This window comes from Pseudomonas sp. BT76 TE3572 (assembly GCF_050435365.1).
GTDB lineage: Bacteria > Pseudomonadota > Gammaproteobacteria > Pseudomonadales > Pseudomonadaceae > Aquipseudomonas > Aquipseudomonas fluorescens_W.
On record NZ_JBNDKE010000001.1, the window covers coordinates 3,427,935 to 3,442,604 of the forward strand.

Annotated in this window: 13 protein-coding genes; 5 read left to right on the forward strand and 8 right to left on the reverse strand. The window is 60.2% G+C overall.

From position 1 onward, the window contains the following. Positions 1–40: 40 nt before the first annotated feature. A complete protein-coding gene (locus ABH912_RS15685; protein ID WP_429511083.1) occupies positions 41–1,264 on the forward strand; it encodes a glycosyltransferase family 4 protein in 1,224 nt (407 codons plus the stop codon). On the opposite strand, the gene ABH912_RS15690 is transcribed toward ABH912_RS15685, so the two are convergent. The 3 genes from ABH912_RS15690 to ABH912_RS15700 form a co-directional block, all read right to left on the reverse strand. Continuing rightward, on the reverse strand, positions 1,233–2,336 hold the full coding sequence (locus ABH912_RS15690) for an NADH:flavin oxidoreductase (RefSeq protein WP_429511084.1): 1,104 nt from the start codon (positions 2,334–2,336) through the stop codon (positions 1,233–1,235). The genes ABH912_RS15685 and ABH912_RS15690 overlap by 32 nt on opposite strands. 156 nt (positions 2,337–2,492) lie before the next feature. Next, complete coding sequence (locus ABH912_RS15695; protein WP_033057948.1) at positions 2,493–2,975, reverse strand: glutathione peroxidase; 483 nt, start codon at positions 2,973–2,975, stop codon at positions 2,493–2,495. Between the two features lie 123 nt (positions 2,976–3,098). Then, on the reverse strand, positions 3,099–3,584 hold the full coding sequence (locus ABH912_RS15700) for an FKBP-type peptidyl-prolyl cis-trans isomerase (protein WP_007901600.1): 486 nt from the start codon (positions 3,582–3,584) through the stop codon (positions 3,099–3,101). Between ABH912_RS15700 and ABH912_RS15705 the strand changes: the two genes are divergently transcribed. Genes ABH912_RS15705 through ABH912_RS15715 form a run of 3 tightly spaced genes read left to right on the forward strand, consistent with a single transcriptional unit; the run spans position 3,553 to position 6,960 of the window. Next, positions 3,553–3,891, forward strand: coding sequence for a DUF3565 domain-containing protein (locus ABH912_RS15705; protein WP_033058229.1), 339 nt, complete (start codon positions 3,553–3,555; stop codon positions 3,889–3,891). The genes ABH912_RS15700 and ABH912_RS15705 overlap by 32 nt on opposite strands. A gap of 60 nt (positions 3,892–3,951) precedes the next feature. After that, positions 3,952–6,051 (forward strand): phosphate acetyltransferase, encoded by a 2,100-nt coding sequence (gene pta, locus ABH912_RS15710; RefSeq protein ID WP_033057951.1) that lies wholly within the window; start codon positions 3,952–3,954, stop codon positions 6,049–6,051. Further along, positions 6,052–6,960, forward strand: coding sequence for an acyltransferase (locus ABH912_RS15715; protein WP_429511086.1), 909 nt, complete (start codon positions 6,052–6,054; stop codon positions 6,958–6,960). A gap of 169 nt (positions 6,961–7,129) precedes the next feature. On the opposite strand, the gene cysN is transcribed toward ABH912_RS15715, so the two are convergent. From cysN to ABH912_RS15730, 3 genes are all read right to left on the reverse strand, one after another. Further along, a complete protein-coding gene (gene cysN, locus ABH912_RS15720; protein WP_033057957.1) occupies positions 7,130–9,028 on the reverse strand; it encodes a sulfate adenylyltransferase subunit CysN in 1,899 nt (632 codons plus the stop codon). A gap of 9 nt (positions 9,029–9,037) precedes the next feature. Beyond that, on the reverse strand, positions 9,038–9,955 hold the full coding sequence (gene cysD, locus ABH912_RS15725; RefSeq protein WP_030128620.1) for a sulfate adenylyltransferase subunit CysD: 918 nt from the start codon (positions 9,953–9,955) through the stop codon (positions 9,038–9,040). Positions 9,956–10,090: 135 nt separating this feature from the next. Beyond that, complete coding sequence (locus ABH912_RS15730) at positions 10,091–10,849, reverse strand: Nif3-like dinuclear metal center hexameric protein (protein ID WP_033057961.1); 759 nt, start codon at positions 10,847–10,849, stop codon at positions 10,091–10,093. A gap of 101 nt (positions 10,850–10,950) precedes the next feature. Here ABH912_RS15730 and algW point away from each other — a divergent pair, with 101 nt between their 5' ends. Next, on the forward strand, positions 10,951–12,111 hold the full coding sequence (algW, locus tag ABH912_RS15735; protein ID WP_033057963.1) for a Do family serine endopeptidase AlgW: 1,161 nt from the start codon (positions 10,951–10,953) through the stop codon (positions 12,109–12,111). 126 nt (positions 12,112–12,237) lie between these two features. On the opposite strand, the gene hisC is transcribed toward algW, so the two are convergent. Then, on the reverse strand, positions 12,238–13,290 hold the full coding sequence (hisC, locus tag ABH912_RS15740; protein ID WP_429511087.1) for a histidinol-phosphate transaminase: 1,053 nt from the start codon (positions 13,288–13,290) through the stop codon (positions 12,238–12,240). 2 nt (positions 13,291–13,292) lie between these two features. Continuing rightward, positions 13,293–14,630: a histidinol dehydrogenase gene (gene hisD / locus ABH912_RS15745; protein ID WP_033057969.1), complete on the reverse strand. Its 1,338-nt coding sequence runs from the start codon at positions 14,628–14,630 to the stop codon at positions 13,293–13,295. Positions 14,631–14,670: the final 40 nt, after the last annotated feature.

The window sequence follows — 14,670 nt, forward strand, 5'->3', positions numbered from 1 at the left end:
TCCGGTCACAAATTCATCATCCCAGCGTCACACTGACGACATGGCCTCAGCCGACACTGAGGTCATGACGACAGCTCTGCATATCACTCTGATCACCGAAACCTTCCCTCCCGAAATCAACGGAGTGGCCAATACCCTCGGCCGCTTATGCGACGGCTTGCGCGCGCGCGGGCATCAGGTGGAATTGGTGCGACCGCGTCAGGGTTGCGATCAGCAGTTGGGCAGCGACGATGCCTTGTTGCTGTGCCGGGGCTGGCCGCTGCCGGGTTATCCCGGCTTGCAATGGGGCCAGTCGTCGATGCACAAGCTGCTGCGACGCTGGAAACGTCATCGACCGGACGTGCTGTATATCGCCACGGAAGGACCGCTGGGATTGTCCGCGTTGCGCGCGGCGCGGCGCTTGGGGATTTCCGTGGTCAGCGGCTTCCATACCAATTTCCAGCAGTACTCCAGTCAGTATGGGCTTGGACTGCTGACGCGATTGCTGACCCACTACCTGCGCTGGTTTCACAATCGTTCGACGCTGACCCTGGTGCCGAGCGTGAGTCAAAGAATGGAACTGGAGCGCCGACACTTCGAGCGCCTGGCGTTGCTGTCGCGTGGGGTCGACAGCCAGTTGTTTCACCCGACCAAGCGGATTAACGCCCTGCGTGAGAGCTGGGGGTTGGGTAACGACGACATCGCTCTCATCCACGTAGGACGTCTGGCACAGGAGAAAAATCTGGGCCTGCTCAAGCGCTGCTTCGACGCACTGAAAGCCACTTATCCACAGCGCAAAATCCGGTTGATTGTGATTGGCGACGGCCCGCAACGAGCGGCACTTGAGGCAGAACTGCCCGAGGCGATGTTCTGTGGTTCACAACGCGGTGAAGCCTTGGCCAGTCACTACGCGTCGGGCGATGTGTTTCTGTTTCCAAGCCTGACCGAAACCTTCGGCAATGTCGTGCTTGAGGCGCTGGCCTCGGGACTGGGTGTGGTGGCCTACGATCAAGCGGCAGCGGCTCAACATATTCGCCATGGCTACAACGGTGTGCTGGCGATGCCGGGGGATGAGGAAGCATTCTGCGATGCGGCGTGTTGGTTGTTGGAGGAGCGCGAAACCTTGCGTTGCGTGCGGCTTAATGCGCGTCAGCATGCGAGTCGCCAAGGATGGGCAGCGATTATCGAGCAGTTTGAAGGGCAGTTGCGCGGGGCTTGTCAGACCCCGCGTGCCTCAGGCATTGAACCTCGGCTTAAACCAGGGTCATCAACGCCTCACGGCTGAACGGCAGGATGTCTTCTTCACGGCCGTCACGCACCTTCTGCGCCCAGTCCGGGTCCACCAGCAGCGCACGACCTACCGCCACCAGATCGAACTCATCATTGTTCAAACGCTCCAGCAGTTTTTCCAGGCTGGCCGGCTCCGCGATCTTGTCGGTGTTGACCATGAACTGCAGGAATTCGCCATCCAGGCCGACACTGCCCACGGTGATGGTCGGTTTGCCAGTGAGCTTACGGGTCCAGCCGGCCAGGTTCAGCTCGGAACCGTCGAACTCTGGCTCCCAGAAACGGCGCGTCGAACAGTGGAAAATATCCACGCCAGCGTCGGACAACGGCTTGAGGAATTCACCCAGAGCCTCCGGGGTTTGCACCAGACGCGCGGTGTAATCCTGCTGCTTCCATTGAGAGAAACGGAAAATAATCGGGAAGCCTTCGCCGACCGCTGCACGCACCGCCTGGATCAGTTCAATGGCGAAACGCGAACGGTTGGCCAGGCTGCCGCCGTATTCGTCAGTGCGCTGGTTGCTGCCTTCCCAGAAGAACTGGTCCACGAGGTAGCCGTGGGCTCCGTGAATTTCCACGCCGTCCATGCCGATGCTCTGGGCATCTTTGGCGGCCTGGGCAAACGCGGCGATCACGTCCTGGATATCTTGCTGGGTCATGCCGTGCACCACGACCTGACCGTCCTTCAATTTCTCCGACGGACCGTAACCCGGCACGCTGGCGTCCGGCTCGGTGCCGATGCGGCGCACGCTGCCGACATGCCACAGCTGCGGAACGATCTTGCCGCCTTCAGCATGAACCGCATCGACCACTTTTTTCCAGCCGGCCAGCGCTGCTTCACCATAGAAATGCGGGACGTTCGGGTAGCCGTTGGAAGCCTGGTGGCCGACGGTGGTGCCTTCGGTGATGATCAAGCCAACGCCTGCGGCGGCGCGACGACGGTAGTACTCGATCACTTTGGAATTGGGAACGCCACCCGGCGAAAACGAGCGGGTCATCGGCGCCATGACGACGCGGGTCGGCAGTTCGAGGGTGCCGAGGTGGAACGGTTTGAACAGGGCTTTGACGGGCATGGGACGCTCCACGGAAACGGTATCGACGGGACAGAGGTTTTATGACGGCGATAATATGCGGAGCGACAAGCGATGCACAGCACTATTGATTGCGGTGATTAAGGTTCAAAAGGCAGGCATAAAAAATCGCAGCTCGGTGGCTGCGATTTTTTGGGTTCAGCTCAGGGCTTTTTCGATCGCATGAACGACAGTCGGATCATCCGGCGCCGTGCGCGGCGAAAACCGCGCCAGCACGCGACCATCCTTGCCCAGCAGGAATTTTTCGAAGTTCCAGGTAATGTCGCCCGGGAATTCAGCACCTTCGCCCGCCAGCAGACGGTACAGCTGATGACGATCGTGACCGTTGACTTCCAGCTTGCTGGACAACGGAAAGGTCACGCCATAGTTGAGGCTGCAGAAATCCTGGATCTCTTGCTCGGTACCCGGTTCCTGCCCGGCAAACTGGTTGCACGGCAGGCCGAGTACGCTGAAACCTTTGTCCTTGTATTGCTGGTAAAGGTTTTCCAGCGCTGCGTACTGTGGGGTCAAGCCGCATTTGGAGGCAACGTTGACCACCAGCACGACACGCCCCTTGAACGGCGCCAGCGGTAGCTCCTGACCATCCAGGGCTGTCAATTTAAGGTCGTGAAAAGCACTCATGACGAACTCCAAATTCCCGTGATCTTCTCGAAACAGCCACTTGGCGGTGCCACCAAGGACAGCCGCGGACTAAAAAGGCGCCCCTCGGGCGCCTCTCCAGTTCTCTGAGCTTAGCGCAGAAAATCAGTGGTGATGGCCACCTTCGCCATGGACGTGACCATGAGCGATTTCTTCCTGGCTGGCATCACGGATGTCGATGATCTTGACCTGGAAATTCAGGCGCTGACCGGCCAACGGGTGGTTGCCGTCAACGGTGACATCGTCGCCGTCCAGATCGCGAATGGTGACGATCTGCATTTGGCCATCCGGAGCGGATGCGTGGAACTGCATGCCCACTTCCAGCTCGTCGACGCCTTCGAACATGCTGCGGCTCAGCGTGCTGACCAGTTCGGCAGCGTATTCGCCGTAGGCATCTTCAGGTTCTACGGCGACAGTCAGTTCGTCACCGACTGCTTTGCCTTCCAGAGCCTTTTCCAGGCCCGGAATGATGTTACCTGCGCCTTGCAGGTAGACCAGCGGCGCGCCGCCGGCGGAGCTGTCGATGACCTCACCAGCGTCGTTGGTCAGGGTATAGTCGATGGAGACAGCCTTATTGGCGGCGATCAGCATGGGGCGAGACCTTTTGCATAAGAATGAAGAATGGCCAAGTTTAGCGAAGCAATCGCCCGAAAGCGAACACAACCCGGACAGACGGGTGACGGCGAAAGGCTCAACGGTCACAGGCTTCCATCAGGATGAGGACGGGCACTGGGTGGCCGAGCTTTCCTGCGGTCACACCCAGCACCTGCGGCACCAGCCACCGTGGCAATCGCGCGCCTGGGTCCTGGACCCCGCGCAACGTATTGAAAAAATAGGCCAGCCCTTTGATTGCGGTTGGTGCGCACAGGGCTCGGTTAGCGATAACCTTGGCGACTGAATTTCGGTAAACGGCCAGGCATAGGTCGTCACCATTGCCATGCACCTTTAGAGAATCCGCATGCAAACTTTTTTTATCGCACCCACCGATTTTGGTGTGGGTCTGACCTCCATCAGCCTCGGGCTGGTGCGTACTCTAGAGCGGGCCGGCCTCAAGGTCGGCTTTTTCAAACCGATTGCCCAGCCGCATCCGGGCGACACCGGCCCTGAACGGTCCACTGAACTGGTGGCGCGCACTCACGGTTTGAAACCGCCTCAGCCGCTCGGTCTGGCGCACGTCGAGCGCATGCTCGGCGACGGCCAGCTGGATGAGCTGCTCGAAGAAATCATCACCCTCTACCAGCAGGCCGCTGTCGGCAAAGACGTGCTGATCGTCGAAGGCATGGTCCCGACCCGCAGCGCCAGTTACGCCGCACGGGTCAATCTGCATTTGGCGAAAAGCCTCGACGCCGAAGTGATCCTGGTCTCGGCACCGGAAAACGAGGTGTTGACCGAGCTGTCCGGCCGAGTGGAATTGCAGGCGCAATTGTTCGGCGGTCCGAAAGACCCGAAAGTCCTCGGCGTGATCCTCAACAAGGTCAAAACCGATGAAAGCATGGAGGCTTTCGCTTCGCGTTTGAAGGAACACTCACCATTGCTGCGCAGTGGCGATTTCCGTCTGCTGGGTTGCATCCCGTTCCAGCCGGAATTGAACGCCCCGCGCACTCGTGACGTCGCCGATCTGATGGGCGCGCAAATTCTCAATGCCGGTGATTACGAGACCCGGCGCATGACCAAAATCATCATCTGCGCCCGCACCATGCGCAACACCGTGGAGCTGCTCAAGCCTGGTGTGTTGGTGGTGACGCCCGGTGATCGCGACGACATCATCCTCGCCGTCAGCCTCGCCGCCATGAATGGCGTGCCGCTGGCCGGCCTGTTGCTGACCAGCGACACCCTGCCCGACCCGCGCATCATGGACCTCTGCCGTGGCGCGTTGCAGGCGGGCCTGCCGGTGTTGTCGGTGAGCACCGGCTCCTACGACACCGCCAACCAGTTGAACGGTTTGAACAAGGAAATCCCGATCGACGACCGCGAGCGCGCGGAGATCATCACCGATTTCGTTGCCAGCCACCTCGACGCCAAGTGGCTGCACCAACGCTGCGGCACGCCACGGGAAATGCGCCTGTCGCCCGCCGTGTTCCGTTATCAATTGATCCAGCGCGCCCAGGCTGCCAACAAACGCATCGTCCTGCCCGAAGGCAGCGAGCCGCTGACCGTGCAAGCCGCAGCCATCTGTCAGGCGCGTGGCATTGCCCGTTGCGTGTTGCTGGCGAAACCGGCAGACGTCGAAGCCGTGGCCCGCGCCCAAGGCATCGAGCTGCCGCCGGGGCTGGAAATCCTCGACCCGGACCTGATTCGCGAGCGCTACGTCGAGCCGATGGTCGCCCTGCGCAAAAGCAAAAGCCTCAACGCGCCGATGGCCGAGCAGCAACTGGAAGACACCGTGGTGATCGGCACCATGATGCTGGCGCTGGATGAGGTCGACGGATTGGTGTCCGGGGTCATTCACTCCACCGCCAACACCATCCGCCCGGCCCTGCAACTGATCAAGACCGCGCCGGGCTGCACGCTGGTGTCGTCAGTGTTCTTCATGCTCTTCCCCGAGGAAGTGCTGGTCTACGGCGACTGCGTGATGAACCCGCACCCGAGCGCCAGCGAACTGGCCGAGATCGCGCTGCAAAGCGCCGACTCGGCAGCCGCCTTCGGCATCACCCCGCGCGTGGCGATGATCAGCTACTCCAGCGGTGAATCGGCCAGCGGCGAAGAAGTCGAGAAGGTACGCGAAGCGACATTGCTCGCCCACGAGCAACAAAACGCGCTGTTGATTGACGGCCCATTGCAGTACGACGCCGCTGCCAATGAAACCGTTGCCCGGCAATTGGCGCCGAACAGCCTGGTGGCCGGTCGCGCCACCGTGTTCGTGTTCCCCGACCTGAACACCGGCAACACCACCCACAAAGCCGTGCAGCGCAGCGCCGACTGCGTCAGCCTCGGGCCGATGCTGCAAGGCCTGCGCAAACCGGTAAACGACCTGCCGCGCGGCGCGCAAGTCGACGACATCGTGTACACCATCGCGTTGACCGCGATTCAAGCTGCCAACCGACCTTTGGATCTTTAAATGCTGGATTCCCTACCTGCACCGCTGCGAGGCGTGATTGCCTCGCTGCTGTTGGCGCTGAACACGATTGCCTGCTGCACACCGCTGTTCATTGTGGCGATTTTCAAACTGATACTGCCCTTCCCCTCCGCCCAGCGTTTTACCGATTGGCTGATGGGCCACATCCACGAAGCCTGGATCAGCAACAACAAAGCGTGGATGGACTTGCTCGGGCACACCCGCTGGACGCTCAGCGGCCTGGAAGGCCTGGACTATCAGCACTCGTATTTGATCACCAGCAACCACCAGAGCTGGGTCGACATCATGGTGTTGCAGTACGTGCTGAACCGGAAGATTCGCCCGCTGAAGTTCTTCCTCAAACAGGAACTGATCTGGGTGCCGGTGATTGGTCTGGCGTGGTGGGCGCTCGGCTTTCCGTTCATGAAGCGCTACTCCAAGGCCTACCTGGAGAAGCACCCGGAGAAGAAAGGCAAAGACCTGGAAACCACCCGCAAGACCTGCGACAAGTTCCGCCATAACCCGGTGGGGATTTTCAACTTCGTCGAAGGCACGCGTTTCACCGAAGGCAAGCATGCCCAGCAGAAATCGCCGTTCCGCCACTTGCTCAAACCGAAGGCTGGCGGCATTGCATTTGTGCTGGATGCCATGGGTGAGCAGCTGGAAGCCATCGTCAACGTGACCATTCATTATCCGGCCGGCCGTCCCGGTTACTGGGATTTGCTCTGCGGGAACGTGAAGGACGTGGTGGTGCACTTTCAGGAGCTGAAGATTCCGCCGCAGTTCATCGGCAAGAACTACGACCAGGACGGCGAGTATCGACTGCAGTTTCAGGGCTGGATCAATCAGTTGTGGGACGACAAGGACGCGTTGCTTGCACAGATGCACCGCGAATACCCAGGCAAGCGCTGATCCCCTGTAGGAGTGAGCCTGCTCGCGATAGCGGTCGTACATTCAGAGTTTATGTCGACTGATCCACAGCTATCGCGAGCAGGCTCACTCCTACAGTTGACCGAGTTGAGCAACAAAAAAAACCCGCCGATGATCACTCATCGGCGGGTTTTTTATTAACGGCTAACGCTTAGATCGCGCCACGCTTGCGCAGCAGATCCAGTACTTGCTTGACGCTTTCTTCCAGCGACAGCGACTGGGTGTCGACCACGAGGTCGGCGTCCAGCGGCACGTCGTACGGGAAGGAATCGCCCGGGATGTTATCCCCGGCCGCCGCGTACAAGCCTTGTGGATCACGCTCGGCACAGACCGTCGGAGAGGCCTGGACGTAGACCGTCAGCAGACGCTCCTTGCCGATCAGTTCCCTGGCCTGCTCACGTCCTTCGGCACTCGGCGCAACGAAGGCTGCCAGTGTCAGCAGACCCGCTTCGTTGAACTGACGCGCAACGTGCGCCGCACGACGCCAGTTCTCGGTACGCCCGGCGCGATCCTGTGGCAGACCTTTGTTCAGGTCGTGACGCAGGTTCTGGCCATCGAGTACAAACACCGCTCGGCCCATGTCGAACAACTTGCGTTCAACGGCGTAAGCCAGGGTGCTTTTGCCGGCACCCGACAAACCGCTGAACAACACGGTGGCCGGTTGCTGGCCGAAGCGCTGGGCGCGTTCTTCGGTGGCGACGTGCGCCAGTTTGCCGTGATGCGTGCTGGTGCCATGGCTCAACGGCTGAGCGATGATCATGCCGGCCGCGACGGTGCCATTGGTCAAGCGATCGATGACGATGAACGAACCGGTGGTGCGGTTGCTCGCGTAACCGTCCAGCGCGATGGCTGCGTCGAGGCTGATCTTGACCCGACCGATTTCGTTCAGGTTCAACGAACTGGCCGGACCTTCTTCCAGGGTGTTCACGTCAACGCGATTGACGATGCTGGTGATCGAACCCGGCACGTAGGTGGTCGCGCGCTTGATGTCGTATTTCTTGCCCGGCAGCATCGGTTCTTCCGCCATCCACACCAGCATGGCGTCGAAGGCGTCAGTCACTTGCGGCAGGTTGTCGGCATGCACCAGCAAGTCGCCGCGGGAGATGTCGATCTCGTCTTCCATGGTCAGCGTCACCGCTTGACCCGGACCGGCGTGCTCCAGCTCACCTTCGAAGGTGACGATGGATTTCACGCGGCTGCTCTTGCCCGACGGCAGCACAACGACTTCGTCGCCTTTGTGCACGACGCCGCTGGCCAGGGTGCCGGCGAAACCACGGAAGTTCAGGTTCGGACGGTTGACGTACTGCACCGGGAAACGCAGGTCGGTGTAGTTGCGGTCGTTGGCGATTTCGACGGTTTCAAGAATTTCCATCAGCGACTGGCCGGTGTACCACGGCGAGCGCTCGGACTTGTTCACCACGTTGTCGCCTTTGAGCGCCGACATTGGCACGAAGGCCATGGTGGTCGGCTTGAAGGCGATACCTTCGGCGAACTTCAGATAATCGGCCTTGATCGACTCGAAGACGGTTTCGTCGAAGCCGTTGAGGTCCATCTTGTTGATGGCGACAACGATGTGCTTGATGCCCAGCAACGAGGCAATGAAGCTGTGGCGACGGGTCTGGGTCTGCACGCCGTAACGGGCGTCGACCAGAATGATCGCCAGGTCACAGGTGGACGCACCGGTGGCCATGTTGCGGGTGTACTGCTCATGGCCAGGGGTGTCGGCGATGATGAATTTGCGCTTGGCGGTGGAGAAGTAGCGGTAAGCGACATCGATGGTGATGCCCTGCTCCCGCTCGGCCTGCAAGCCGTCGACCAGCAATGCCAGGTCGATGTCATCGCCAGTGGTGCCGACTTTTTTCGAGTCGCGGGTAATGGCTTCCAGGTGATCTTCGTAGATCATTTTGGAGTCGTGCAGCAGGCGCCCGATCAGGGTGCTCTTGCCGTCGTCGACGTTGCCACAGGTCAGAAAGCGCAGCATTTCCTTGCGTTCGTGCTGGCCCAGGTAGGCGAGGATGTCCTCGCTGATCAAATCAGATGCGTGCGACATGACAACCCCTTAGAAATAACCCTGACGTTTCTTTTCTTCCATCGAGCCTGCGCCATCGTGATCGATGACCCGGCCCTGGCGTTCGGAAGTTCGCGTCAGGAGCATTTCCTGAATGATGTCGGTCAGGCTGGTGGCCTCGGACTCGACCGCACCGGTCAACGGGTAGTCACCCAGTGTGCGGAAACGGACCTTCTTCTTGACGATGCGCGCCTTGTCTTCATCGCTCAGGTGATTGAGCAGGCGTTCGTCGTCGATCATGATCCAGGTGCCATTCATCTCGATAACGTCGCGCTCGGCGGCGAAATACAGCGGCACAATCGGGATGCCTTCGAGGTAGATGTACTGCCAGATGTCCAGTTCGGTCCAGTTCGACAATGGGAAAACACGGATCGATTCGCCCTTGTTGACCTTGCCGTTGTAGACGTTCCACAACTCGGGACGCTGGTTTTTCGGGTCCCAGCGGTGCTTGGTATCGCGGAAGGAATATACGCGCTCTTTGGCACGGGACTTCTCTTCGTCACGACGGGCACCACCAAAAGCGGCATCAAAACCGTACTTGTCGAGAGCCTGCTTGAGGCCTTCGGTTTTCATGATATCGGTGTGCTTGGCGCTGCCGTGGGTGAGCGGGTTGATACCCTGCGCAACACCCTCGGGATTCACATGCACCAGCAGGTCAAGGCCGAGCTCTTCGACCATGCGGTCGCGGAACGCGTACATTTCCTTGAACTTCCACCGGGTGTCGACGTGCATCACCGGGAACGGCAGTTTGCCCGGGAAGAATGCCTTGCGCGCAAGGTGCAGCATCACGGCGGAGTCTTTACCGACGGAGTACAGCATCACCGGGTTATCGAACTCGGCGGCGACCTCGCGGATGATGTGGATGCTTTCGGCCTCCAGCTGTTTCAGATGCGTCAGTTTGTCGACCATGGCTACTCACGAAAACGATCTTATGGACGGCCAGCGGGCCGTGTTCGAGCGAGGAATCCTAGCACAGCGACCTCTTCTAATCAGGACGCAAGCTAGATCGAAAGGGTATATGAATATACCCCCGCGTTTGGGCAATCAGATGGGGTTCGGGCAATCAATGAAGATGTGCTCAAGGGCAAAACGCCGCGCCAGATAATCCCCAAGTGCCTGCACGCCATAGCGCTCGGTGGCGTGATGGCCGGCGGCGATGAAGCTGATGTCGTTTTCCCGGGCGCTGTGGAAGGTCTGCTCGGACGCCTCACCGCTGAGGTACAAGTCGACGCCAGCCAACACGGCCTGATCGATGTAACCCTGACCGCCACCGGTGCACCAGCCAACACGGCGGATCATCTCGCTGCCTTCGATCAGCAACGGCTCGCGGCCCATGACTTCTTGGACGCGACGGGCAAAATCGCGGGCCGTCACCGGCTCGCTCAATGAACCGACCAGGCCGACAACTTTGAGATTGTCCGGGTCCAATGGGCCTTCCACAGTGATATCGAGCTGACGTGCCAGTTGCACGTTATTACCGACTTCCGGGTGCAGATCCAGCGGCAGATGGTAGGACAACAGGCTGATATCGTGCCTGAGCAAGGTTTTCAACCGACGCTGCTTCATGCCGGTGATGCACGGATTCTCGCCTTTCCAGAAATAGCCGTGATGCACCAGGACCAGGTCAGCGCTGGCTTCCACAGCGGCGTCGAGCAACGCCTGGCTGGCGGTGACGCCACTGACGATGCGCATGACCTGCGGCCGGCCTTCGACCTGCAACCCGTTGGGGCAGTAATCGGCAATCTTTGCACTGTTAAGGTAACGGTCGGCTTCTTCGACCAGGGTGCTCAAGGCGACGGCCATAAAAGACTCCTAAATATCCCGTTCAGAGGCAGCTTCGCCTCGTATAATGCGCGACATTATGGGCGGTCTCATACCGCCTGCAACCTCTCAGGACGTGCTTAATGCTCAAGGCGCTGCGTTTTTCCGGCTGGCCGCTGTTGGCCGGCGTGCTTATTGCTCTGTTAATCATCCAGCGTTACCCGCAGTGGGTCGGGCTTCCGAGCCTCGACGTCAACATGCAGCAAGCTCCGCAATCCACCTCCATGCAACAGGGTCCGGTGTCCTATGCCGACGCGGTGACCACGGCCGCGCCGTCCGTGGTCAACCTGTACACCACCAAAGTCATCAACAAACCGAACCATCCGCTGTTCGAGGATCCGCAGTTCCGCCGCTTCTTCGGCGACAACTCGCCCAAGCAGAAGCGCATGGAGTCGAGCCTCGGTTCCGGCGTGATCATGAGCCCGGAAGGTTACCTGCTGACCAACAACCACGTGACCACCGGTGCCGACCAGATCGTGGTGGCGCTCAAGGACGGTCGTGAAACCCTGGCCCGAGTGATCGGCAGCGACCCGGAAACCGACCTCGCGGTCCTGAAGATCGACTTGAAGAATCTTCCATCGATCACTGTCGGGCGTTCCGACAACATCCGCATCGGCGATGTAGCCCTCGCCATCGGCAACCCGTTCGGTGTCGGCCAGACCGTGACCATGGGCATCATCAGCGCCACCGGGCGTAATCAGCTGGGCTTGAACAACTACGAAGACTTCATTCAGACCGACGCGGCGATCAACCCCGGCAACTCCGGCGGTGCGCTGGTGGATGCAAACGGCAACCTGACCGGCATCAACACGGCGATCTTCTCCAAGTCCGGCGGTTCGCAGGGCATCGGTTTCGCAATCCCGGTGAAACTGGCCATGGAAGTGATGAAGTCGATTATCGAGCACGGCCAGGTGATTCGCGGCTGGCTCGGTATCGAAGTGCAGCCGTTGAGCCAGGAACTGGCGGAATCGTTTGGCCTGTCGGGGCGCCCGGGCATTGTGGTCGCGGGTATTTTCCGTGACGGTCCGGCGCAGAAGGCTGGCCTGCAACTGGGTGACGTGATCCTCAGCATCGACGGCGAGCCGGCCGGCGATGGTCGTCGTTCGATGAACCAGGTCGCCCGGATCAAACCGACCGACAAGGTCACGATCCAGGTGATGCGCAACGGCAAAGAGCTCAAGCTCACCGCAGAAATCGGTTTGCGTCCGCCGCCTGCGCCGGTCAAAGAGAAAGAAGAAGAGTAAGCAGCCAGCACAAAACCCTTGTGGGAGCGAGCTTGCTCGCGATAGTGGTCTGACATTCAACATGGATGCTGAATGTTATGGCCTCATCGCGAGCAAGCTCGCTCCCACAGGGATCGGGGGTGTTGGTTAGAGAGTGCCGAGGCCGTCGATCAACGCCTGATTCTGCTCCGGCGTGCCAATCGAGATCCGCAGGAATTGGGCAATCCGCTCCTGCTTGAAGTGCCGTACGATCACGCCTTGCTCGCGCAACTTCGCCGCCAGCCCCGCCGCATCGTGTTTCGGATGACGGGCGAAAATGAAGTTTGCCGCCGACGGCAGCACTTCAAAGCCCTTCGCCTCCAATTGCGCAACGACCCATTCACGATTCTCAATGACCAACCGGCAGGTCTTATCGAAATACTCACGGTCTTCGAACGCTGCGGCTGCACCGACATTCGCCAGACGATCCAGCGGATAGGAGTTGAAGCTGTTCTTGATCCGCTCCAGCGCCTCGATCAGGTCCGGATGCCCCACCGCCAGCCCCACTCGCAGACCGGCCAGCGAACGGGACTTGGACAGGGTCTGGGTCACCAGCAGGTTCGGATAACGATCCACCAGGCTGATCGCCGTCTCACCGCCGAAGTCGATGTAAGCCTCATCCACCACGACCACTGATTCCGGGCTGGCCTTGAGGATTTGCTCCACGGCGTCCAGCGCCAACAGACAGCCAGTCGGTGCGTTCGGATTCGGGAAGATGATCCCGCCGTTCGGCTTGGCGTAGTCCGCCGGGTTGATCTGGAACTGCTCGTCCAGCGGCACCGCGTCGAAGTCGATGCCGTACAACCCGCAGTAAACCGGATAGAAGCTGTAGCTGATGTCCGGGAACAGTAGCGGCTGATCGTGTTGCAGCAAACCGTGAAAGATGTGCGCCAGGACTTCATCGGAACCGTTGCCGAGAAACACCTGATTGCTCTGCACGCCGTAGTACTTGGCGACTGCTTGCTTGAGCACATCACTGTTCGGGTCCGGGTACAGACGCAAATTGTCATTCAGTTCGGTCTGCATCGCCGCCAAGGCTTTTGGCGATGGACCATACGGATTTTCGTTGGTGTTGAGCTTCACCAGTTTCGCCAGTTTCGGCTGCTCGCCCGGCACGTAAGGCACCAGATTCTTGACGAACGGGCTCCAGAATTTACTCATCTTCAGTTCCCCTGCCCTTGTGAAGAGTCTTCGTCAATGATGCGGTATTCGGCGCTCCGCGCGTGGGCGGTCAGGGACTCGCCACGGGCCAGCACGGAAGCGGTTTTGCCCAGTTCCGACGCACCCTGCTCGGAGCAGAAGATGATCGACGAACGCTTCTGGAAGTCGTACACGCCCAGCGGCGAGGAGAAACGCGCGGTGCCGGAGGTTGGCAACACGTGGTTCGGACCGGCGCAGTAGTCGCCCAAGGCTTCGGAGGTGTGACGGCCCATGAAGATCGCGCCAGCGTGGCGAATCTTCGGCAGCCAGGCCTGCGGATCAGCAACGGACAACTCAAGGTGTTCCGGCGCGATGCGGTTGGCCACTTCGATGGCTTGGTCCATGTCGCGCACCTTGATCAGCGCGCCACGGCCATTGATCGACGTTTCGATGATCTCGGCGCGTTCCATGGTCGGCAGCAGTTTGGCGATGCTGGCGGCCACCTTGTCGAGGAACTCGGCGTCCGGGCTGACCAGAATCGCCTGGGCGTCTTCGTCGTGCTCAGCCTGGGAGAACAGGTCCATGGCGATCCAGTCCGGATCGGTGTGACCGTCGCAGACCACGAGGATTTCGGATGGGCCGGCGATCATGTCGATGCCGACCTGGCCGAACACGTGGCGCTTGGCGGTGGCAACGTAGATGTTGCCCGGGCCGACCACTTTGTCGACCTTCGGCACGCTTTCGGTGCCGTAGGCCAGCGCGGCAACCGCTTGGGCGCCGCCGATGGTGAACACGCGGTCGACGCCGGCGATGCAGGCTGCGGCCAGCACCAGCTCGTTGATTTCGCCACGAGGCGTCGGCACCACCATGACCACTTCGGTCACACCCGCCACCTTGGCCGGAATCGCGTTCATCAGCACCGAGGACGGATAAGACGCCTTGCCGCCCGGTACATACAGGCCAGCGCGATCCAGCGGCGTCACTTTCTGGCCCAGCACGGTGCCGTCGGCTTCGGTGTAGCTCCAGGAATCCTGCTTCTGTTTCTCGTGGTAGCTGCGTACTCGGGACGCGGCTTTTTCCAGCGCTTCACGCTGAGGCACGGTGATTCGGGTCAGGGCCAGTTCCAGGCGCTCACGCGGCAGGATCAGATCCGCCATGGACGCGACCTGCAGGCCGTCGAACTTCTGGGTGAATTCCACCAGCGCCGCATCGCCACGCTCGCGCACGGCCTTGATGATGTCCAGCACCCGCTGATTGACCGAGTCGTCAGACACACTTTCCCAGCTCAGCAGATGATCCAGATGATGAGCGAAATCCGGGTCAGCAGCGTTGAGTCGGCGAATTGCAGTCGGTGCGGTCATAGCGAGAGCCTCATAGGATTGGCAAAAAACTCAGGCGCCC

Coding starts and splice junctions, on each gene's coding strand:
- ABH912_RS15690 (WP_429511084.1), bottom strand. CDS start 2,336: ATGCCCGTCAAAGCCCTGTTCAAACCGTTCCACCTCGGCACCCTCGAA.
- pta (WP_033057951.1), top strand. CDS start 3,952: ATGCAAACTTTTTTTATCGCACCCACCGATTTTGGTGTGGGTCTGACC.
- ABH912_RS15700 (WP_007901600.1), bottom strand. CDS start 3,584: ATGCTGATCGCCGCCAATAAGGCTGTCTCCATCGACTATACCCTGACC.
- ABH912_RS15685 (WP_429511083.1), top strand. CDS start 41: ATGGCCTCAGCCGACACTGAGGTCATGACGACAGCTCTGCATATCACT.
- cysD (WP_030128620.1), bottom strand. CDS start 9,955: ATGGTCGACAAACTGACGCATCTGAAACAGCTGGAGGCCGAAAGCATC.
- cysN (WP_033057957.1), bottom strand. CDS start 9,028: ATGTCGCACGCATCTGATTTGATCAGCGAGGACATCCTCGCCTACCTG.
- ABH912_RS15705 (WP_033058229.1), top strand. CDS start 3,553: ATGGAGACAGCCTTATTGGCGGCGATCAGCATGGGGCGAGACCTTTTG.
- ABH912_RS15695 (WP_033057948.1), bottom strand. CDS start 2,975: ATGAGTGCTTTTCACGACCTTAAATTGACAGCCCTGGATGGTCAGGAG.
- ABH912_RS15730 (WP_033057961.1), bottom strand. CDS start 10,849: ATGGCCGTCGCCTTGAGCACCCTGGTCGAAGAAGCCGACCGTTACCTT.
- ABH912_RS15715 (WP_429511086.1), top strand. CDS start 6,052: ATGCTGGATTCCCTACCTGCACCGCTGCGAGGCGTGATTGCCTCGCTG.
- algW (WP_033057963.1), top strand. CDS start 10,951: ATGCTCAAGGCGCTGCGTTTTTCCGGCTGGCCGCTGTTGGCCGGCGTG.
- hisC (WP_429511087.1), bottom strand. CDS start 13,290: ATGAGTAAATTCTGGAGCCCGTTCGTCAAGAATCTGGTGCCTTACGTG.
- hisD (WP_033057969.1), bottom strand. CDS start 14,630: ATGACCGCACCGACTGCAATTCGCCGACTCAACGCTGCTGACCCGGAT.